This window comes from Sphingopyxis sp. (assembly GCF_965227415.1).
Classification (GTDB): Bacteria; Pseudomonadota; Alphaproteobacteria; order Sphingomonadales; family Sphingomonadaceae; genus Sphingopyxis.
In genome coordinates, this window is record NZ_OZ245749.1 from 1,355,139 (window position 1) to 1,375,829 (window position 20,691).

General features: G+C 63.9%; 16 protein-coding genes. 10 read left to right on the forward strand and 6 right to left on the reverse strand.

Annotation, left to right across the window (positions count from 1 at the left end; all coding sequences use genetic code 11):
- The first annotated feature begins 55 nt into the window (after positions 1-55).
- The 5 genes from ACO055_RS06670 (at position 56) to ACO055_RS06690 (ending at position 4,202) form a co-directional block, all read left to right on the forward strand.
- Positions 56-274 (forward strand): hypothetical protein, encoded by a 219-nt coding sequence (locus tag ACO055_RS06670; RefSeq protein WP_422061805.1) that lies wholly within the window; start codon positions 56-58, stop codon positions 272-274.
- A gap of 30 nt (positions 275-304) precedes the next feature.
- Entirely contained in the window at positions 305-745 is a 441-nt protein-coding gene (locus ACO055_RS06675; RefSeq protein ID WP_422061806.1) for a type II 3-dehydroquinate dehydratase, read from the forward strand.
- Between the two features lie 70 nt (positions 746-815).
- Entirely contained in the window at positions 816-1,292 is a 477-nt protein-coding gene (gene accB, locus ACO055_RS06680) for an acetyl-CoA carboxylase biotin carboxyl carrier protein (protein ID WP_422061807.1), read from the forward strand.
- A 7-nt stretch (positions 1,293-1,299) separates the two neighbouring features.
- Positions 1,300-2,661, forward strand: a complete 1,362-nt coding sequence (gene accC, locus ACO055_RS06685; RefSeq protein ID WP_422061808.1) for an acetyl-CoA carboxylase biotin carboxylase subunit — start codon at positions 1,300-1,302, stop codon at positions 2,659-2,661.
- A gap of 191 nt (positions 2,662-2,852) precedes the next feature.
- Complete coding sequence (locus ACO055_RS06690) at positions 2,853-4,202, forward strand: L,D-transpeptidase family protein (protein ID WP_422061809.1); 1,350 nt, start codon at positions 2,853-2,855, stop codon at positions 4,200-4,202.
- Between the two features lie 54 nt (positions 4,203-4,256).
- On the opposite strand, the gene ACO055_RS06695 is transcribed toward ACO055_RS06690, so the two are convergent.
- Complete coding sequence (locus ACO055_RS06695; RefSeq protein ID WP_422061810.1) at positions 4,257-5,024, reverse strand: murein L,D-transpeptidase catalytic domain family protein; 768 nt, start codon at positions 5,022-5,024, stop codon at positions 4,257-4,259.
- 167 nt (positions 5,025-5,191) lie between these two features.
- On the opposite strand from ACO055_RS06695, the gene ACO055_RS06700 reads away from it, so the two are divergent.
- Together ACO055_RS06700 and ACO055_RS06705 are read left to right on the forward strand one after the other, a co-directional pair.
- The gene (locus tag ACO055_RS06700; RefSeq protein ID WP_422061811.1) at positions 5,192-5,536 is read left to right on the forward strand and encodes an arsenate reductase family protein; all 345 of its coding nucleotides are present in this window, start codon (positions 5,192-5,194) and stop codon (positions 5,534-5,536) included.
- Between the two features lie 264 nt (positions 5,537-5,800).
- Positions 5,801-6,007, forward strand: coding sequence for a hypothetical protein (locus ACO055_RS06705; protein ID WP_422061812.1), 207 nt, complete (start codon positions 5,801-5,803; stop codon positions 6,005-6,007).
- Here the strand turns inward: ACO055_RS06705 and recF are convergent.
- Entirely contained in the window at positions 5,991-7,103 is a 1,113-nt protein-coding gene (recF, locus tag ACO055_RS06710) for a DNA replication/repair protein RecF (RefSeq protein WP_422061813.1), read from the reverse strand. The two genes, ACO055_RS06705 and recF, sit on opposite strands and share 17 nt — an antisense overlap.
- A 318-nt stretch (positions 7,104-7,421) precedes the next feature.
- Here recF and ACO055_RS06715 point away from each other — a divergent pair, with 318 nt between their 5' ends.
- Together ACO055_RS06715 and ACO055_RS06720 are read left to right on the forward strand one after the other, a co-directional pair.
- The gene (locus tag ACO055_RS06715) at positions 7,422-7,550 is read left to right on the forward strand and encodes a hypothetical protein (protein WP_422061814.1); all 129 of its coding nucleotides are present in this window, start codon (positions 7,422-7,424) and stop codon (positions 7,548-7,550) included.
- Positions 7,551-7,608: 58 nt separating this feature from the next.
- Complete coding sequence (locus ACO055_RS06720; RefSeq protein WP_422061815.1) at positions 7,609-7,788, forward strand: PspC domain-containing protein; 180 nt, start codon at positions 7,609-7,611, stop codon at positions 7,786-7,788.
- 93 nt (positions 7,789-7,881) lie between these two features.
- Here the strand turns inward: ACO055_RS06720 and ACO055_RS06725 are convergent, their stop codons facing one another.
- The 4 genes from ACO055_RS06725 to ACO055_RS06740 all read right to left on the reverse strand — a co-directional run bounded on the left by ACO055_RS06725 (position 7,882) and on the right by ACO055_RS06740 (position 18,118).
- Positions 7,882-8,595, reverse strand: a complete 714-nt coding sequence (locus ACO055_RS06725; protein WP_422061816.1) for a TonB-dependent receptor — start codon at positions 8,593-8,595, stop codon at positions 7,882-7,884.
- Positions 8,596-8,715: 120 nt separating this feature from the next.
- Positions 8,716-12,993: a DNA-directed RNA polymerase subunit beta' gene (rpoC, locus tag ACO055_RS06730; RefSeq protein ID WP_422061817.1), complete on the reverse strand. Its 4,278-nt coding sequence runs from the start codon at positions 12,991-12,993 to the stop codon at positions 8,716-8,718.
- A 121-nt stretch (positions 12,994-13,114) separates the two neighbouring features.
- Positions 13,115-17,293: a DNA-directed RNA polymerase subunit beta gene (gene rpoB / locus ACO055_RS06735; RefSeq protein ID WP_422061818.1), complete on the reverse strand. Its 4,179-nt coding sequence runs from the start codon at positions 17,291-17,293 to the stop codon at positions 13,115-13,117.
- A gap of 213 nt (positions 17,294-17,506) precedes the next feature.
- Positions 17,507-18,118 carry a TetR/AcrR family transcriptional regulator gene (locus tag ACO055_RS06740; RefSeq protein ID WP_422061819.1) on the reverse strand — a complete coding sequence of 204 codons (612 nt, stop codon included), beginning with the start codon at positions 18,116-18,118 and terminating at the stop codon, positions 17,507-17,509.
- 210 nt (positions 18,119-18,328) lie between these two features.
- Between ACO055_RS06740 and ACO055_RS06745 the strand changes: the two genes are divergently transcribed.
- The gene (locus ACO055_RS06745; protein WP_422061820.1) at positions 18,329-20,677 is read left to right on the forward strand and encodes a TonB-dependent receptor; all 2,349 of its coding nucleotides are present in this window, start codon (positions 18,329-18,331) and stop codon (positions 20,675-20,677) included.
- The last annotated feature ends 14 nt before the right edge of the window (positions 20,678-20,691 follow it).

Genomic DNA, 20,691 nt, shown 5'->3' on the forward strand with positions numbered 1-20,691 from the left:
AGGGGAGTGCAAGCCTTCCGAACCGGGAAATTGTTGCTATAGGGAAAGCATGACGATGCTCGACAAATTTCTTTCCTTTGCAAAGCGGCTGCCTGCAGACCGGCTGGCGTCGGTCGAGGGGTCGCTGGCGGCTTTGATGGAGTCCTTTTCGGAAGGATATGAACTGACGCCGGACGAGCTGGCGGAGATCGACCGTAGGATTGCAAGCCACAATCCCGAATTTTCGCGTCAGGACGATGTCACCAAGATTTTCGGTCAGCCTTTCGCGGCATGATGACCATCATTTTCCGCTATCAGGATCGCGATGTCTGATCGTCCCACCGTCTATGTCCTGAGTGGCCCCAATCTCAACCTGCTCGGCACGCGCGAGCCGGAGATTTACGGCCACGACACGCTGAACGACATTCACGCGCGGCTGGAAACGCAGGCCGAAGGGCTGGGGCTGAAACTCGAATGCCGGCAAACGAACCATGAGGGCGTGCTGATCGACTGGTTGCACGAGGCCTATATCGCGGGAGCGAAAGCGGTTCTGCTCAACGCCGGCGGCTATACGCATACCTCGATCGCGATCCACGACGCGATCAAGTCGATCAAGGTGCCGGTGATCGAGGTACATCTGTCGGACCCGATGCAGCGCGAAGCCTTTCGCCACATCAGCTATGTCGGCATGGCTGCCGTCCAGCATTTTGCAGGCCATGGCGCGAACAGCTATACGCTGGCGCTGGACGCCGCCGCGCGTCTCTGACAATAGGGCGCATCAAAAACGGGGTCCGAGCGTCCTTATCAAGGAACGCCGCAGCAACAGGAACATTCTCATGGGTGACCATAAAGACGATGGCATCAATATCGATCCGGCCTATGTCCGCGCGCTCGCCGAGCTTCTCGACGACACCGGCCTGACCGAGATCGAAGTCGAGGATGGCGACCGGAAAGTGCGCGTCGCGCGCAAGGCAGCCGCGGTTGCCGCACCCGTCGCTTACGCCCCCGCGCCCGTGGCCGCCCCCGCCGCCGCTCCGGCGGTTGCCGCTGCGCCCGCCACCCCCGCCGCCGACAGCTTCGCCGACGCGGTGAAGTCGCCGATGGTCGGCACCGTCTATCTGTCGCCCGAACCCGGTGCCCCCAATTTCGCCGCGATCGGATCCGCCGTGAAGGCCGGTGACACGATCCTGATCATCGAGGCGATGAAAGTGATGAACCCGATCGTCGCGCCCGCATCGGGCACGCTGACCGCGGTGCATGTCGAGAACAGCCAGCCGGTCGAATTCGACCAGCCGCTGTTCACCATCGGCTGAGGCACGCATGACGATCGAAAAGCTTCTGATCGCCAACCGCGGCGAGATCGCGCTGCGCATTCACCGCGCCTGCCACGAGATGGGCATCAAGACCGTGGCCGTCCATTCGACCGCCGACGCCGACGCGATGCACGTCCGCCTGGCCGACGAGGCCGTCTGCATCGGCCCGCCCGCGGCCAAGGACAGCTATCTCAACATCCCCGCGATCATCTCGGCCGCCGAAGTCACCAACGCCAACGCGATCCATCCCGGCTATGGCTTCCTCTCCGAGAACGAGCGGTTCGCCGAGATTATCGAAGCGCATAATCTGATCTTCGTCGGCCCGAAGCCCGAGCATATTCGTACGATGGGCGACAAGGTCGAGGCGAAGCGCACCGCGGTCGCGCTCGGCCTGCCGGTGGTTCCGGGCTCGCCCGGCGCCGTGACCTATGGCGACGAAGCGCGCAAGATTGCCGACGGCATCGGCTATCCGGTGCTGATCAAGGCTGCCTCGGGCGGCGGCGGGCGCGGGATGAAGGTCGTCGCCGAAGCCGACACCCTCGAAAGCCTGATGGGTCAGGCGTCGAGCGAAGCGGCGGCGGCGTTCGGCGATCCGACCGTTTACATGGAAAAATATCTCGGCAACCCGCGCCACATCGAATTTCAGGTGTTCGGCGACGGCAAGGGCAATGCCATCCATCTGGGCGAGCGCGACTGCTCGCTGCAGCGCCGCCACCAGAAAGTGCTCGAAGAAGCGCCTTCGCCGATCATCTCGGCCGAAGAGCGCGCGCGGATGGGCAAGGTGTGCGCCGACGCGATGGCGGCGATGCATTATCGCGGCGCCGGGACGATCGAGTTCCTGTGGGAAAATGGCGAATTCTTCTTCATCGAGATGAACACGCGCATCCAGGTCGAGCATCCGGTGACCGAAATGATCACCGGCTTCGACCTCGTCCGCGAACAGATCCGCATCGCCGGCGGCGCCGGCCTGTCGGTGAAGCAGGACGACCTGGAATTTCGCGGCCATGCGATGGAATGCCGCATCAATGCCGAGGATCCGCGCACCTTCCTGCCCTCGCCGGGCAAGGTCACCAATTATCACGCCGCAGGCGGCATGCATGTGCGCGTCGATAGTGGGCTCTATGCCGGCTATTCGATTCCGCCCTATTACGACAGCATGATCGGCAAGCTGATCGTGTACGGCCGCACGCGCGAAAGCTGCATGATGCGGATGCGCCGCGCGCTCGAGGAAATGGTGATCGGCGGCATCAAGACCAACATCCCGCTCCATCAGGCGCTGCTCGCCGACCCCGATGTCATCCATGGCGATTATACGATCAAATGGCTGGAGGAATGGCTCGCGCGGCAGGATGAAGAGGCGAAAGCCTGATCCATCTTGTCTTCGTCATTGCGAGCGCAGCGAAGCAATCTCCAGCCCTCAGCCTTGCGCCAGACCGAGGGCTGGAGATTGCCGCGTCGCTTCGCTCCTCGCAATGACGACGAGCTGTGGCTCAGCTCACTTTCACTACCGTCCCTTTTTGGCTATGGGCTTTGACCATGGCCAGAAAATCTCCCCTTTCCGTGCGCAAAGCTGCGGCGCTGATCCTCCCGATGACGCTGCTCGCGGCGCCCGCCTTCGCCCAGGCGGTGAAAGAGGATTCGGTCGTCCTGCAACCCGACAAGGTCGCCGACGACGCGCCGGTCGTGGAGACGATGTCCGAAGCCAACCTGCCGAGCTGGTCGACCGCCAACGCAAAATCGCTGCTGACCTTCATCAAGACGAGCGGCGACGAAGGCCTGTTCCCCAAGGATTATAATCCCGAGGGGCTTCAGGCCGCAATCGACGGCGGCAACCAGATTCAGCTCGACAAGGTCGCGACCGACAGCTTCCTGCTGCTCGCGACGCACATGCGCGACGGCCGCACGCCCAACGCCGCGCGCAAACAATGGTTCATGACCGACAGCGACGTACAGAAGACGCCGTTGATCGCGCTCCTGACCTCGGCGCTCGTGTCGGGCACCGTCCCCGCAGCGCTCGTGGCGCTGGACCCGACGCACAAGAATTTCGCGATACTCAAGGCTTCGCTCAAGTCGGCAAAGACGACCGTCGATGCCAATGCGATCCGCGTCAACATGGAACGCTGGCGCTGGATGCCGCGCGACCTGGGCGACCGCTATGTCGTCAGCAACGTTCCCGAATATCTGACCCGCGTCGTCCATGGCGGTACGATCATCGCCACGCACAAGGCCGTCGTCGGCAAACCGACGACCCCGACGCCGCAGCTCAATCCGATGGCGACCGGCATCATCGTCAACCCGACCTGGACGCTGCCGAAAAGCATCATCGCCGAAGGCATCGGCGCGACGATCGCGCGCAGCCCCCGCGCGGCGCGCGCGCAGGGCTATACCTGGACCGGCAGCGGCAAGACGCTTTCGGTCGTCCAGCAGCCCGGCCCCGGCAACGCGCTCGGCGTGATGAAGATGGAAATGCTCAATCCGCACGCCATCTATCTGCACGACACTCCGTCAAAGGGCGCTTTCGCGTCGACCGCGCGGGCGTTCAGCCACGGCTGCATCCGCACCGAAAAGGCGCTGCATTTCTCGGGCCTCATGGCGGTCTATTTCGCCGGCCGCAGCCCCGAGGAATTCGGTGAAGCGATCGCCAGCGGCAAGACGACGAAATTTTCCTTCGAACAGCCCTTTCCCGTCTATGTCGCGTATTGGACCGTCATCCCCAACGCGGCGGGCACCGGCATCAGCAAGCTTGCCGACATCTATGGCCGCGACGCGCCCGTGGTGGCGAGCTTCGCCAAGCCGGGCCGCGCTGCGGCCGTGCTGATCTCGCCGAACCCGCCGCCCGTGGTGCCGACCGTGCCGGTGGCACAGACGACCCCGCCGCTTTCGAAACCGGGAAGCGGCGGCGTCTATTGATCTGCTGGAACGCGATGGGCCACGTCGCCCGCGCGAAGGCGGGGGGCGACGATATCAATCCGCGGTTTTCGGAATCACCGTTCCCGCACTGGTGCGGATGATATTCTCCGTCCCCGGCAGCGGGTCGTTGGTCGGCATCTGGAACAGCGGCGCCGGCGGCGGCACGCTCAGCTTGTCGGCGAACAGCAGTCGGCCCGGCCCCAGCTTGTAGAGGACCATCGGCAGCAGATCCTCGCCGAACACGAAACAGCCTTCGCTCCGTCCCAGCTTGCCCTGCGTCGCGATCAGCGACGGGTCGGCGTACCAGGCGCCGTGAATGACGATTGCCCGCATGTCGGCATTATTATTGTCAGGTTCCAGCCCCGCGAGGCGCATCGACGATCCGTTCGAGCCCCAATAATAATCGCTGGTGCGATACGCGCCGCGCGACGAAGCGAGCGAGCCCGGCGCATTCGAAAAGCGCTTGAGCCAGCCGTCATGCTGCGGGTCCGACCCGCGGCCGTGCGTCACCGGGAACATCTCGATCTTGCCGGCGACCATGTCGACCAGCGCAAAGCGCGGCCGCGACGACGGCAGGCCGAAATCGACGATGCCGACGCGGTCGCTCTGGTGGATATTGCGATCCTGCATCGCCAGCTGGCGTTTCGCGACCGCCAGATAGTCGACCGGTGCCGGCATCGGCGCCGGAGGTGGCAGGACGCCGGACGGCGACGTCTGGGCAATCCAGTCGGCCAGGGGGGCGGCACGCGCCGACGTCGCGGCCAGCGCACCTGCGCCCGCCATTGCCGCCAGCAGCTTCCGCCGATCGATCGATTCATTCACTTGACTGCAACCCCGCATTGGCCGCTCTGGCGGTCCTTCGACTTTGCATAAGTCGTGTCTCGGCCGCGAAAGGCAAGCTGATGGTTCCCCTTCATGCGGGAAGATGTGCCATATATGCCATGAATAGCGGGTTTACGCTGCTGTAAGCTCTCGTTAGGACCCGCGCCATGAAGGCAGTCATCTGGCATAACCCCGCGTGCGGCACCTCGCGCAAGACGCTGGCGATTCTCGAAGAGACCCCCGGCATTGAGGTCGAGGTCGTCCAATATCTCAAAACCCCCTACACCGAGGCGAAGCTGCGCCAGCTCATCCGCGACGCCGGCCTGACCGCCCGCGAAGCCCTCCGCCTGCGCGGCACCGACGCCGAGGAACGCGGACTGGCCAATGCCGGCGACGACGCGATCATCGCCGCGATGGTCGAAAATCCGCCCTATGTGAACCGTCCGTTCGTCGAGACCGACAAGGGCGTCCGTTATTGCCGCCCGCAGGATGTGGTGCGCGAGATTCTCTGAGAGCGGGGCCGCCGTCCGCCTCGCAAACGGACGTCTCGACAACATCGCCCCCGCGAAGGCGGGGGCCGATGTCGGTTTACGCAGGAGCGAAGGAATAGGTGGCTAGCAGCCCCCGCCTTCGCGGGGGCGACAGCTGGTTTCGAGGGGTGGGCCAGCTTGGTGCAGCGAATCCTTCCCTCCCGCCTGCGGGAGGCGAGACGAAACCACCCGCTTTCCCCCAATCGCTTCTGGACAGAATCGCGCGCGCCTCGCTACCCGCACGCCATGGGAATCACCGCAACGATCATGAACACCGCCACCGGCCAGCCGATCCAGTCGATGAGCTTTGGCCGCATGCCCAAGCCCTGGGCCAGTTTTAACCTCGCGACCGGCGAACTCGTCACCGCCGAACGGATCGATGTCGGCAAGCCGGCACCGGGGAAATTCACGGCGCCGATCAACATCTGGGTGACGGTCAAGCCGAAGGGCTGATCCGCCCGCCCGCGATGTGAAAGCGCGTAACCGGCCCCGGCATCGCGTCGAACAGCGCGGCTTCTGTCCCGGTGAGCCACGCCTGCCCGCCCTGCCCGGCCAGTCGATCGTACAGCGCGCCGCGACGGAGCGGGTCGAGGTGCGCGGCGACCTCGTCGAGCAGCAGTACCGGACGCGCACCGCGCAGCCGCGCGACACAGTCGCTGTGCGCCAGGACAAGCGAAAGCAGCATCGCCTTTTGCTCGCCGGTCGAGCAACGCGCCGCCGAGCGCCCCGTCACCGCGTGGATGGCGGACAGATCGTCGCGGTGCGGCCCCGCGGTCGCGCGGCCCGCGGCGGCATCGATCCGGCGGCGCGACGCGAAGAGCAGCTTCAACGCCTCGGCATCATAAGGCGCAGTGCGCGGCGCCCCGTCGCTGTCGACCAGCGTCAGCAGTGGCCGCGCGAAGGGCGCATCGGGCTGCCCCGCCAGTTCGGTCGACAACGCGGCAAGCATATGCTGCCGCGCCGCATCCATCATCGCGCCATGCTCGGCAAGCTGCGCCTCGAGGCTGGCCAGCCATTGCTGGTCGGCACTCGCAAGGTCGGCGAGCAACTTGCTCCGCGCGCGCAACGCCGCCTCATAGCGGTTGCTGTGCTGCGCGTGTCGCGGGTCGAGCGCGAGCACCAACCGGTCGAGAAAGCGCCGCCGGTTGCCCGCGGTCTCGACGAACAACCGGTCCATCGCGGGCGTCAGCCACAGCACCGCGATCCACTCGCCAAGCGAAGCCGCCGCCGCCGCCGCGCCGTTGATCCGGACGATCCGCCGCCCCGGATGCGCAGGCTCGATCCCCGTCCCCAATGCGACCGGCGCCAGATCGATGCCCGCCTGCACCTCGGCAAAGATGGCAAAGCCGCCGTTGGCGCCGTCGCGTACCATGTCGCTGAGCGCGGCGCGCCGAAGGCCGCGCCCCGGCGCCAGCAGCGAGATCGCTTCCAAAATATTGGTCTTGCCCGCGCCATTGTCGCCGTGCAGCGCGACCAGCCCCGTCCCCGCCGCCATATCCGCGCCGGCGTGATTGCGAAAATCGGTCAACGAAAGGCGGGTGAGCGTCATGTTGTATCGCGCCTAGCTTAGCCGCTGGCCCGACACCAGACTTCACAATCCGTCATCCCGGCGAAGGCCGGGATCTCACGCTGGCATCCTGACGCACCGGCCAGAGCCCGGTCTTCGCTGTGATGACGATTAGGTGAGATGAAATTTTTCCCATCATCGGGAAATTTTACCAACTCACCGCAAAATTCCCGTTGAAATATTATGTCGGGAACCAAAAATCCGCGGTTAACCGCCAATGAATGAAATTGGCACGCCTCCTGCATTACATTGGGCATCCCCGGATGGTCCGGTGGAACACATACAGGAAGGATAAATATCATGGCCCATTTCAATGTCGATACGTTCAAGAGCTACGCGATCGCCGGTGTTGCTTCGCTTTACTGCTCGCTGATGTTCCTCGCCGCTGTCGGCCCGAACGCTGCACACTTCGGTGGGCTGGTCGCCTGACCAGCCCCCGCTACCCAGCAAAAACGCCGGTCTGATGGCCGGGATCGAAAGGAAAGAAATGAACCAGGGTTTTCGCAAGAATCGTCGCAACGGCCTGATCTTCGGCGTCTGCGCCGGGATGGCAGACCAGTTCGGCATCGATGTCTTGTGGACGCGCGTCGCTTTTGTCGCCCTGACGCTGCTCGGCTTCGGCCTGCCTCTGCTGCTATACCTCGCGGTCGCGATCCTCGCGCCCTAGGACAGCCCGGGCCGGTCGCCTTGAAGGCGCAGTCGCACCGGCCCGCACATTCCCAAGAACCAAGGGCTCACCGGCTACCCCGGTGGGCCCTTTTCATTTGGGGCGCACGCTGAAGCGATAGGGGATGTACAGGAACACCTCGGTCGCGCTCGCCTGCGCCCAGATCAATTGCTCGTTCAGCCCCGCGACCTCGACGCCATAGTCGGGGCCGAACGCGCCCGCGGTCTTTAACGCTTCGGCGGCCACCAGCTTGACGATCTCGGGCCGATACTGGTCGGGATTGATGATCGTCAGCGTGATCTCGCCATTTTTCTCCAGCAACGCGCGGCCATTCGGCGGCACCGCCTTGATGAAGCTGTCGATCCGGCCCTGCGCACTGCCGACCGAGCCCGCGAGGCTGGCTTTCACATACAGCTCGATCTCGCTCGTGTCCGGCCGCGAGCCGCGGCCGAAGACCAGATCCTTGTAGTTCGCAAGCGTCAGCCGGGTGAGCTCGAACTCGCCAGTGACGAGATCGACCCCGGCGGCGCTGGCGCGACCGATCGCCGCCTCCAGCATCGCATGGATCTCGCGCTTGCGCATATCCTCGTCGCGCGAGTCCGATGTGAATTGCACCGGCTGGATCGCGCTGTCGGCGGTGCGCCGCAACCCGACGACGGTCTGTTCGTCGGAGAGATAGTCGGCCGACGCGCGCTGCGCCGTCACCACGACTTCGCCCTCGATATTGCTGTTGTCCTGCGCGTGGACCGGCGCGTGGACCGGCGTGGTGGCCGCCAGCAGCGCGGCCCCGATCAAATAAGCTCGCATCATCCCTCTCCTCCCGTTGGAAAGCGGAGGCTACCAGCTTGGTGCCAAAGAAAAAGCCCCGCCGGATCGCTCCGGCGGGGCTTGTCTCTTCAGGCTGTCACCCGACAGCGACGGCAGGGCTTACGCCTCGTCGCCCTTGATCAGGTAATCGCCGGCATCCGCGTCGGTGCCGTGGGTTTCGCCTTCGACGGTACCCAGGGGATCGTCGCCCATCGCCGCTTCCGGGCCCTGCGCCAGCTCGGCTGCACGCTCTTCGGCGGCAGACTGCGGGGCGATCAGATGCTCCTGGTTCACGCGCATCGCAGCGCGCAGAGCGGCATCCTTCGACGAGGCCGTGACGCGGACGCGGTTCATGGCAGCGCCGGTACCCGCCGGGATGAGGCGGCCGACGATGACATTTTCCTTGAGGCCCTGCAGCGAGTCGATCTTGCCCTGCACCGAAGCCTCGGTGAGAACGCGGGTCGTCTCCTGGAAGGACGCGGCCGAAACGAAGCTGCGCGTCTGGAGCGACGCCTTGGTGATGCCCAGCAGGACCGGGCGACCTTCGGCGTGCTTGCCATTCTTCGGCAGCTTGGCGTTATACTCCATCATCTCCAGATAATCGAGCTGCTCGCCCGGCAGCAGCGTGGTGTCGCCGCCATCGGTAATCTCGACCTTCTGCAGCATCTGGCGAACGATCACCTCGATGTGCTTGTCGTTGATCTTCACGCCCTGCAGTCGATAGACTTCCTGGATTTCCGCGACGAGATATTCGGCCAGCGCCTCGACGCCCATGACGTCGAGGATGTCGTGCGGGTTCGGCGAGCCGCTGATCAGCGCGTCGCCGCGGCGGACCTGATCGCCTTCCTGCACTTCGAGGACCTTCGATTTCGGGATCAGATACTCGATCGGATCGCCTTCTTCCGGAACGATCGCGATCTTGCGCTTCGCCTTGTAATCCTTGACGAATTCAATACGACCGCTGATCTTCGCGATGACGCTGTTGTCCTTCGGAATGCGCGCTTCGAACAGCTCGGCAACACGCGGCAGACCGCCGGTGATGTCGCGCGTCTTCGACGCTTCGCGGCTGACACGGGCGAGAACGTCGCCCGCCTGCACCGTCTGACCGTCCTCGACCGACAGCATCGTGCCGACCGCGAGCAGGTAGCGCGCAGCTTCGCCCGAGGCGTCGTCGAGCAGCGTCAGGCGCGGCTGAAGGTCTTCCTTCTTGCTGCGCCCCGCCGCCCGATATTCGATCACGACGCGCTGAGCGATGCCCGTCGCTTCGTCGACCTGTTCGATCAGGGTCTTGGTGTCTTCCAGATCCTGATATTTCACCACGCCCTGCTTTTCGGTGATGAGCGGCATCGTGAACGGATCCCATTCGGCAATCCGGTCACCCTTCTTCACCTTTTCGCCGTCCTTGTGCAGGATCTGCGCACCATAAGGCAGCTTGTGCGACGCGCGTTCGCGGCCTTCGCTGTCGATGATCGCGATTTCGCCCGAACGCGACAGCGCCAGACGGCGGCCACGCTGGTCGACGATCGTCGCCATGTCGCGATATTCGATCGTGCCGTCCGAGATCGCTTCGGCGTTCGACTGTTCGTTGACCTGCGCCGCACCACCGATGTGGAAGGTACGCATCGTCAGCTGCGTGCCGGGTTCGCCGATCGACTGGGCCGCGATAACGCCGACCGCTTCACCGATGTTGACCGGCGTACCGCGCGCCAGGTCGCGGCCATAGCATTTGCCGCAAACACCCAGCGTCGCTTCGCAAACCAGCGGCGAACGGATCTTGACCGACTGGACTTCGGCATCTTCGATCCGCTGCGTCGTCGGCTCGTCGAGCAACGTGCCCACCGTCGCGATGATGGTCCCGTCCTTGTCGACGACGTCTTCGAGCGTCGTGCGGCCCAGGATGCGCTCGCCCAGCGAGGCGATCGTCGAACCGCCCTGGATGATCGCGCGCATTTCCATGCCGCGTTCGGTGCCGCAATCATCCTCGATCACGACGCAGTCCTGCGACACGTCGACCAGACGACGGGTCAGGTAACCCGAGTTCGCCGTCTTGAGCGCCGTATCGGCCAGGCCCTTGCGCGCACCGTGGGTCGAGTTGAAATACTCGAGAACGGTCAGGCCTTCCTTGAAGTTCGAGATGATCGGCGTTTCGATGATCTCGCCCGACGGCTTGGCCATCAGGCCGCGCATACCGGCCAGCTGCTTCATCTGCGCCTGCGAACCACGGGCACCCGAATGCGCCATCATATAGATGGAGTTGATCGGGGCCAGACGGCCGTCGGGCAGCTTCGGCGTTGCACGGATTTCGTCCATCATCGCGTTCGCGACCTTGTCGCCGCACTGCGACCAGGCGTCGATGGCCTTGTTGTACTTTTCCTGCTGCGTGATCAGGCCGTCCTGATACTGCTGCTCGAAATCCTTCACCAGCGCGCGGGTTTCGTCGACCATCCCGATCTTCGACGCCGGAATGATCATGTCATCCTTGCCGAACGAGATGCCCGCCTTGAACGCGTTGCGGAAGCCCAGCGCCATGATGGCGTCGGCGAACAGCACGGTCTCTTTCTGGCCGGTGTGGCGATAGACCTGATCGATCACGTCGCCGATTTCCTTCTTGGTCAGAAGGCGGTTGACGACGTCGAAGGGGACGGTGTGCGACTTCGGCAGGCATTCGCCGATCAGCATGCGGCCCGGCGTAGTTTCAAAGCGCTTGAAATACTCCTTGCCCTGCTCGTCGGTCTGCGGAACGCGGCTGATCACCTTCGTGTGCAGCGTGACCGCACCGATGTGAAGCGCCTGGTGCACTTCCGCCATGTCGGCGAGCAGCATGCCCTCGCCCGGCTCGCCTTCGCGCTCCAGCGAGAGATAATAGAGACCAAGGACCATGTCCTGCGACGGAACGATGATCGGCTTGCCGTTCGCGGGGCTGAGGATGTTGTTCGTCGACATCATCAGGACGCGCGCTTCCAGCTGCGCCTCGAGGCTCAGCGGGACGTGAACGGCCATCTGGTCACCGTCGAAGTCGGCGTTGAACGCGGCGCAGACCAGCGGATGCAGCTGGATCGCCTTGCCTTCGATCAGCACGGGTTCGAACGCCTGGATGCCCAGGCGGTGAAGCGTCGGGGCGCGGTTCAGCAGGACCGGGTGCTCGCGAATGACTTCGTCGAGGATGTCCCAGACTTCCTTGCGTTCCTTTTCGACCCACTTCTTCGCCTGCTTCAGGGTCATCGACAGACCCTTGGCGTCGAGGCGCGCGTAAATGAACGGCTTGAACAGTTCGAGCGCCATCTTCTTCGGCAGGCCGCACTGGTGCAGCTTGAGTTCGGGACCGGTCACGATGACCGAACGGCCCGAATAGTCGACGCGCTTGCCGAGCAGGTTCTGACGGAAGCGGCCCTGCTTGCCCTTGAGCATGTCGGACAGCGACTTCAGCGGACGCTTGTTGGCGCCGGTGATCGTGCGGCCGCGGCGGCCGTTGTCGAACAGCGCGTCGACGGCTTCCTGCAGCATGCGCTTTTCGTTGCGGACGATGATGTCCGGCGCGCGCAGCTCCATCAGGCGCTTCAGGCGGTTGTTGCGGTTGATCACGCGGCGATACAGATCGTTGAGATCCGACGTCGCAAAGCGGCCGCCGTCGAGCGGCACCAGCGGGCGCAGTTCGGGCGGAATGACCGGAACGACTTCCAGGATCATCCACTCGGGACGATTGCCCGATTCGATGAAGCTCTCGACGACCTTCAGGCGCTTGATGATCTTCTTGGGCTTCAGCTCCGACTTCGTCGTCGCCAGATCTTCCATCAGGTCGACGCGTTCCTGCTCCAGATCGAGATTCTCGAGGAGCACGCGGATCGCCTCGGCGCCGATGCCGGCCGAGAAAGCGTCTTCGCCATATTCGTCCTGCGCGTCGAGCAGCTCGTCTTCGGTGAGCAGCTGGAACTTCTCGAGCGGGGTCAGGCCCGGCTCCAGAACGATATAGGCTTCAAAATACAGGACGCGCTCGAGCTGCTTGAGCTGCATGTCGAGCAACAGGCCGATGCGCGACGGCAGCGACTTCAGGAACCAGATGTGCGCAACCGGCGCGGCGAGCTCGATATGGCCCATGCGCTCGCGGCGGACCTTGGTCACCGTGACTTCGACACCGCATTTTTCGCAGACGATGCCCTTGTACTTCATGCGCTTATACTTGCCGCACAGGCATTCATAATCCTTGATCGGGCCAAAGATGCGCGCGCAGAACAGACCGTCACGCTCGGGCTTGAACGTGCGATAGTTGATGGTCTCGGGCTTCTTGATTTCGCCGAACGACCACGAGCGGATGCGTTCCGGGCTCGCGATGCCGATCTTGATCATGTCGAAGGTTTCGGGCTTCGCGACCGGGTTCATGAAGTTGGTAAGCTGGTTCATATTCGGTTCCTCGCTTAGCCCCTCCCCGTCAGGGGAGGGGTTGGGATGGGGTGTCTCGGCTTGGTTCTACCTTGCGAGACCCCACCCCCGGCCCCTCCCCTGACGGGGAGGGGTGGAATGGTTATTCGGCGGCTTCGGGAAGAGCGTCCGGGGCTTCGTCGGGATCGGTCTCCGCATAGGAAGACAGTTCGACGTTGAGGCCCAGCGAGCGCATTTCCTTGACGAGCACGTTGAAGCTTTCGGGAATGCCGGCCTCGAAGGTGTCGTCGCCCTTGACGATCGCTTCGTAAACCTTGGTGCGGCCGATCACGTCATCGGACTTCACCGTCAGCATTTCCTGGAGCGTGTATGCCGCGCCATAGGCTTGCAGCGCCCACACTTCCATTTCACCGAAGCGCTGGCCGCCGAACTGCGCCTTACCGCCCAGCGGCTGCTGGGTGACGAGGCTGTACGGCCCGATCGAGCGCGCGTGGATCTTGTCGTCGACCAAGTGATGGAGCTTCAGCATATAGATGTAGCCCACGGTCACCTTGCGGTCGAACTTGTCGCCCGTGCGGCCGTCGTACAGATCCGACTGACCCGATTCATGCAGACCCGCCAGGGTCAGCATGTTGGTCACATCGGCTTCCTTCGCGCCGTCGAACACCGGCGTCGCGAACGGCACGCCGACCTTCAGGTTCGACGCCAGTTCGATGATGCTCTCGGCACTGCGTGCCTTGATATCGTCAACATATTCGGCGCCATAGACATGCTCGAGCTGGTCGCGCACCGCTTCGGGCATATCGCCGCCGGTCGCATCGGGATTGGCGTTGCGCCATTCCTCCAGCGCCTGCGTGACCTGCTGCCCCAGGCCGCGCGAGGCCCAGCCAAGGTGCGTTTCCAGGATCTGCCCGACGTTCATGCGCGACGGCACGCCCAGCGGGTTCAGCACGATGTCGACCGGCGTCCCGTCTTCGAGGAACGGCATGTCCTCGTTCGGCAGGATGCGGCTGATGACGCCCTTGTTCCCGTGACGGCCGGCCATCTTGTCGCCCGGCTGCAGCTTGCGCTTCACCGCGACGAAGACCTTGACCATCTTGAGCACGCCGGGGGCGAGTTCGTCGCCACGCTGGAGCTTTTCGACGCGGTCTTCATACTTCGCGTTGATCCGCTTGATCGCCTCGTCATACTGCGCCTTGATCGCTTCGAGGGCGGTCTGCGCCCTGTCCTCGACGACGGCGAGCTTCCACCAGTCGGCGCGGTCGAGTTCGATCAGCATATCCTCGGTGACCGTATCGCCCTTCTTCAGGCCCTTCGGCACCGCGCTGGTCGTCTGGCCGATCAGCAGGTCCTTGAGGCTGGAGAAAGTCGCACGGTTCAGGATCGCGCGCTCGTCGTCGGCATCCTGCTTCAGGCGCTCGATTTCTTCGCGTTCGATCGCGATCGCGCGTTCGTCCTTGTCGATACCATGACGGTTGAAGACGCGAACTTCGACGACCGTGCCCGACACACCCGGCGGCAGACGCAGCGACGTGTCGCGCACGTCGCTGGCCTTTTCACCGAAGATGGCGCGAAGAAGCTTTTCTTCCGGCGTCATCGGGCTTTCGCCCTTCGGCGTGATCTTGCCTGCCAGGATGTCGCCCGGGCCGACTTCGGCACCGATATAGACGATGCCCGCTTCGTCGAGGTTGCGCAGCGCTTCCTCGCCGACGTTCGGGATGTCGCGGGTGATGTCTTCCGGCCCAAGGCGCGTATCGCGCGCGGTGACTTCGAATTCCTCGATGTGGATCGAGGTGAAGACGTCGTCCTTCACGATGCGTTCGCTGATGAGGATCGAATCCTCATAATTGTAGCCGTTCCACGGCATGAACGCGACGAGCACATTCTTGCCGAGCGCCAGTTCGCCCAGTTCGGTCGAGGGACCGTCGGCGATGATGTCGCCGGTGCGGACGATCTCGCCCACCTTAACCAGCGGACGCTGGTTGATGCAGGTGTTCTGGTTCGAACGCTGGAACTTTTGCAGGCGATAGATGTCGACGCCCGACTTGCCGGGTTCGACCATATCGGTCGCACGGATGACGATACGCGTCGCGTCGACCTGGTCGATCACGCCGCCGCGGCGCGCTGCGATCGCGGCGCCCGAGTCACGAGCCACAGTGCCTTCCATGCCCGTGCCGACGACCGGAGCCTCGGCGCGGAGCAGCGGAACGGCCTGACGCTGCATGTTCGATCCCATGAGCGCGCGGTTGGCGTCATCGTTTTCCAGGAACGGAATGAGCGAGGCTGCAACCGAAACGAGCTGCTTCGGCGACACGTCCATCAGCGTGATCTGATCGCGCGGCGCCATCAGGAATTCGCCCGCTTCGCGTGCCGAGATCAGCTCGTCGATGAAGCTGCCGTCGGCGTTGAGGTCGGCGTTTGCCTGCGCAACCGTGTGCTTCGATTCTTCCATCGCCGACAGATAGACGACTTCGTTCGTCACCTTGCCGTCGACGATGCGACGGTACGGGGTTTCGATGAAGCCATATTTGTTGACGCGGGCGAAGGTCGCAAGGCTGTTGATCAGACCGATGTTCGGGCCTTCCGGCGTTTCGATCGGGCAGATGCGGCCATAATGCGTCGGGTGAACGTCGCGGACTTCAAAGCCCGCGCGTTCGCGCGTCAGACCACCCGGCCCGAGCGCCGAAACGCGACGCTTGTGCGTCACTTCGGAGAGCGGGTTGGTCTGATCCATGAACTGGCTGAGCTGCGACGAACCGAAGAATTCGCGAACCGCGGCAACCGCCGGCTTCGCGTTGATCAGGTCGTTCGGCATCACGGTCGACACGTCGACCGAGCTCATGCGCTCCTTCACGGCGCGCTCCATGCGGAGCAGGCCGACGCGATACTGGTTCTCCAGCAATTCGCCGACCGAACGGACGCGGCGGTTGCCGAGGTTGTCGATATCGTCGATTTCGCCCTTGCCGTCCTTCAGGTTCACCAGTTCCTTGACGACGGCGAGGATGTCCTCGCTGCGCAGCGTGGTGACCGTGTCCTCGGCGTCGAGGCCCAGGCGCATGTTCAGCTTGACGCGGCCGACGGCCGACAGGTCATAGCGCTCGCTGTCAAAGAACAGGCCGTCGAACAGCGCTTCCGCGGTTTCGCGCGTCGGCGGTTCGCCGGGGCGCATGACGCGATAGATGTCGCTGAGCGCCTGGTCGCGGTCTTCGGCCTTGTCGGCTTTCAGCGTGTTGCGGATCCAGGGACCGGTGTTGTTGTGGTCGATGTCGAGCAGGACGAGCTTGTCGATCCCCGCGCCGTCGATCTTTTCCAGATTGTCGGCGGTCACTTCGTCGCCGGCTTCGATATAGATCTCGCCGGTCGCGTCGTTGACCAGGTCATAGGCGCTGTAACGGCCGAAGATTTCCTCGGTCGGGATCAGCAGCGTGTCGAGACCGTCCTTCGCGGCCTTGTTGGCCAGGCGCGGGCTGATCTTGTGGCCGGCGGCAAAGACGACTTCGCCGGTCTTGGCGTCGACGACGTCGAACGCGGGCTTCGACCCGCGCCAGTTTTCGACCATGAACGGCACGCGCCAGCCATTTTCGGCACGCTCGAAGACAAGGCGGTCATAAAAGGTGTTGAGGATTTCCTCGCCCGACATGCCCAGCGCGTACAGCAGGCTGGTGACCGGCAGCTTGCGCTTGCGATCGATGCGGACGTTGACGATGTCCTTGGCGTCAAACTCGAAGTCGAGCCACGAACCGCGATACGGGATCACGCGCGCGGCGAACAGATATTTGCCCGACGAGTGGGTCTTGCCGCGGTCATGGTCGAACAATACACCCGGCGAACGGTGCATCTGCGACACGATGACGCGCTCGGTGCCGTTGACGAAGAAGGTGCCGTTCTCGGTCATGAGCGGCATGTCGCCCATGTAAACGTCCTGCTCCTTGATATCGAGGACCGAACGGGTGTCGGTCTCGCTGTCGACTTCAAAGACGATCAGGCGCAGCGTGACCTTCATCGGCGCTGCATAGGTGATGCCGCGCTGGCGGCACTCGTCGACGTCATACTTCGGCGATTCGAGTTCGTAATGGACGAAGTCGAGCTCGGCGGTACCGGCGAAATCGCGGATCGGGAAAACGCTGCGCAGCGTCTTTTCGAGGCCCGACACATAGCCCACGGACGGATCCGAACGCAGGAACTGTTCATAGGATTCGCGCTGAACCTCGATGAGGTTGGGCATTTCCACCGCTTCGTGGATGTTGCCGAACAGCTTGCGGATTCGCTTGGTCGCGGTTGCTTCGAGGGACTTGCCCACCGACTTCGCCTTGGTCGCCATAAGTGATTGTCTCGCCTTAAGAAAAATCAGATCGCGAGCGCATCGACGCGAAAAAAGCCGCAGGCAACCGTTGCCGGTTTACCGCAGCTTTCCAACGCCTGTCGAAATCCCCGCCGCCCTATCCGTACAGCCCGTTGCGCAAACTCAGGCTCTATCTCGGACGATGGGGTGTGACGGCCATATAGGATCGGGGGTGCGGCCTGTCAAAGGGGGCTACCGCATTTTTCCGATTTCATCGAGCTTCGCCTCGATCGATCCGAGCCGCTCGAAGACGTCGGCCGCGCGCTTCGCCTCCGGCAGCGCGAGCACCGGCGTGACATAGATCGCCACGCGGCGCCGCACTGCGTCGAGCGAGGCATAGTCGTCGGCTCCCAGCACGAGCATCTGGTGGAGCAGCCATTCGATCAGCCGCTCCAGATCGTCGGGCGGCGTCCACGCCCCCGACGCCGACGCGCCCTCCAGCATCGACCGCACGATCGCGCCGGTGATCGACTTGTGCGCGGCCAGAAAGATCGAGAAATCATCGTGGAGAAGACCATCCTTAGCCACCTGATGAATCCACGGTGTGTTGCAAATGCTCAGGATGCCGCCGGCAATCACCTGTTCCAGCCGGTCCTCCAGCGGCCCCGGCCCGACCGCAATCTTCCCGCTCTGCTCGAGATAGGGGCCGGCGAGATGCTGGAGCAGCGCCAGCAGCAGCCCTTCGCGATTGCCGAACCAGCGATAGAGCGTCGCGCGCGACACCCCCGATTCGCGCACGACATGGTCGATCGTCGTGTCGTGGAATCCGATCCGCGTCACCACCTCGGCAGTCGCGTCGAGCACCGCTGCCTTCGCTGCGTCATGGCCCGCAAGCCGCGGAATTGAACCGATTGTCGCGATATAGACCTCCCCGGCGAGACTGCCGCTCTACCATATCGCATCCTTTGAGGCAAAATCTTGCTATTGTCTCACTTAGTGTGATAAGTCGCCTCTCGTGTCTCGCTTTACACATAGACCGGCCGAAGCCGGTGGAGCGGACGAGGGAGAGGATTTATGACGCGAACGGGACGGATTATTTCGCTGCTGGCCGGCACCGGCATGGCATTCGCGGCGCAGGCGCAAGAGGCCCCGGCCCCGCCCGCCGACGAGGCCGCCGAAACTGGCGGCATCCAGGACATCGTCGTCACCGCGCGGCGCACGAACGAAGCCGCGCAGACCGTCCCGCTCGCGATCAGCGTGCTTGGAGGCCAGCAACTTGCCGATGCGAATGTCGAAGGGATCGCCGATGTCGCCCGCCAAACCCCGAACTTCTTCGTCCAGACGTCGAGCGCCGATCCGACGGGTGTGTTGCTGACGATCCGCGGCCAGTCGCAACAGGATTCGATCCTGACGATCGAATCGCCGATCGGCGTCTATGTCGACGGCGTCAATTATATCCGCTCGTCGAACCTCGAAACCGCGCTGGCCGACGTCGAACGAGTCGAGGTGCTGCGCGGGCCGCAAGGCACGCTGTTCGGCAAGAACACGACAGGCGGCGCGATCAACATCACGACGCGGCAACCCGACCTCGACGCCGTCGGCGGCTATGTCCAGGGCAGCGGCGCGACGCACGACCGCTATGACGTGATGGGGGTGTTCAACCTGCCGATCGCGACCGACAAATTGGGCGTCCGCCTGATGGCGCGCTGGCTCGACTATGGCGCGCTCGGCGTCAACGGGCTCGATGAAGGCATCGGCGGCCGCGAACAGATCGCGCTCCGATCGAACTGGCTTTTCACGCCCAGCGACGCGGTGACATGGTCGGTATCGGCCGATTACACCCGCACCAAGGGCGACGCGCCGGTCAGCAAGCTCGCGTTCGTGAGCCCCTTCCCCAGCCCCGCGGCGGGCAGCCCCAACCCCGCCCCGGCGCTGATCGACATCGCGATCAGCCAAGGCATTCTCAATCCCGCCTTGCTCGCCGACCCCGTCGCCAACGGCCCCGCGATCGGCGCCGCGCTGGCGCAGACGCAGGCGCTGTTCGCGAGCCTGATCGACCGTCGCGGTCCTTATGACAATGATGCGACGGGCCTCCAGGGCGTTTACGCCCGAACCTATGGCGTCAGCTCGAACCTGGCGGTCGAGCTGACGCCGTCCTTGTCGTTCCGTTCGATCTCGGCGGCGCGCTGGCTGAAGCGCTCGCTCGACGTCGATCTCGATTCCTCGCCCTATCCGTTGCTCGAGGCGAGCCTAGCGAGCCGCGCCAAGAATCTCAGCCAGGAATTCCAGTTCGCGGGCAATGTCGGCGAGCGGCTCGACTGGATCGTCGGCGCCTATTTCAACGAGGAAACCGGCCGCGACTTTTCGCGCGCAACGGCGCTCGGCACGATCAACCCGGCAAACCCGAACATCACCGACGGCTTCGTCAAGAACAGCAGCTGGGCGGTGTTCGGCCAGTTCAACTACAACCTCACCGACGCTCTCCGTTTTACCGGCGGCCTGCGCTGGACCGAAGAGAGCAAGGAATTGCGGTCATTCAACCGCTCGTTCGGCGGCGCCGTGTGCAACATCCCACCAGCGCTTCAGCTCGGCGGAACCTGTCAGGCCCGCTTCAAGGACGGCTTTTCGGATTACAGCTATCTGGCGAGCGTCGACTGGACCGCGCGGCCGGGCCTGCTGCTCTATGCCCGCACCGCGCGCAGCTTCAAGGGCGGCGGCCAAAATCTGCGCGGCACCGGCACGGTCGACAGCTTTGCCGCCTTCGCACCCGAGACCGTCACCGATTATGAAGTCGGCGCCAAGGCCGACCTGCTCGATCGCCGGCTGCGCATCAACGCCGCGATCTTCCAGGCCAATTATCGCGACATCCAGCGCACGATCGTCCAGGCCTCGCCAGGCGGCGCCATCATCAGCCTGGTCACCAACGCCGCGCGCGCGCGCATCCGCGGCGGCGAGCTGGAAATCACGGCGGTGCCGGTGGATGGCCTCACCCTGTCGGGCGGCGTCGGGGTCAATGACGCCAAATATCTGGAATTCGTCGATGTCACCGGCAACCGGTCGAACGAACCGTTCCAGTTTCCGAAATACAGCTATCGCCTCGGCGCGACCTATGCCGCCCCCCTCGGCTTCGGCGAGCTGCGCCTCAGCGTCGACTGGAACTGGCGCAGCAGCGTCCAGCTCGTCGGCTCGGCGATCTATCGCGACAGCCTCCGCCAGCGGTCCTATGGCCTGCTCGGCGCGCGCGCAGCGGTGAAGATCGACAGCATCGGCAGCGAGGTCGCGATCTTCGGCACCAACCTGACCAACCGCCGCTATGCGATCTCGGGCGTCCAGTTCGACAACAGCCTTGGCTTCAACACGCTCTATGCGGGCGAACCGCGCGTGATCGGGGTGCAGCTGACGACGAAATTCGGCGGCGGATGAAGCCGGGGATTTGG

What these genes read in the sequence shown, in the direction of transcription:
- ACO055_RS06670 (WP_422061805.1), top strand. Translation starts at nt 56, where the DNA reads ATGCTCGACAAATTTCTTTCCTTTGCAAAGCGGCTGCCTGCAGACCGG.
- ACO055_RS06675 (WP_422061806.1), top strand. Translation starts at nt 305, where the DNA reads ATGTCTGATCGTCCCACCGTCTATGTCCTGAGTGGCCCCAATCTCAAC.
- accB (WP_422061807.1), top strand. Translation starts at nt 816, where the DNA reads ATGGGTGACCATAAAGACGATGGCATCAATATCGATCCGGCCTATGTC.
- accC (WP_422061808.1), top strand. Translation starts at nt 1,300, where the DNA reads ATGACGATCGAAAAGCTTCTGATCGCCAACCGCGGCGAGATCGCGCTG.
- ACO055_RS06700 (WP_422061811.1), top strand. Translation starts at nt 5,192, where the DNA reads ATGAAGGCAGTCATCTGGCATAACCCCGCGTGCGGCACCTCGCGCAAG.
- ACO055_RS06705 (WP_422061812.1), top strand. Translation starts at nt 5,801, where the DNA reads ATGGGAATCACCGCAACGATCATGAACACCGCCACCGGCCAGCCGATC.
- recF (WP_422061813.1), bottom strand. Translation starts at nt 7,103, where the DNA reads ATGACGCTCACCCGCCTTTCGTTGACCGATTTTCGCAATCACGCCGGC.
- ACO055_RS06715 (WP_422061814.1), top strand. Translation starts at nt 7,422, where the DNA reads ATGGCCCATTTCAATGTCGATACGTTCAAGAGCTACGCGATCGCCGGT.
- ACO055_RS06720 (WP_422061815.1), top strand. Translation starts at nt 7,609, where the DNA reads ATGAACCAGGGTTTTCGCAAGAATCGTCGCAACGGCCTGATCTTCGGC.
- ACO055_RS06725 (WP_422061816.1), bottom strand. Translation starts at nt 8,595, where the DNA reads ATGCGAGCTTATTTGATCGGGGCCGCGCTGCTGGCGGCCACCACGCCG.
- rpoC (WP_422061817.1), bottom strand. Translation starts at nt 12,993, where the DNA reads ATGAACCAGCTTACCAACTTCATGAACCCGGTCGCGAAGCCCGAAACC.
- rpoB (WP_422061818.1), bottom strand. Translation starts at nt 17,293, where the DNA reads ATGGCGACCAAGGCGAAGTCGGTGGGCAAGTCCCTCGAAGCAACCGCG.
- ACO055_RS06745 (WP_422061820.1), top strand. Translation starts at nt 18,329, where the DNA reads ATGACGCGAACGGGACGGATTATTTCGCTGCTGGCCGGCACCGGCATG.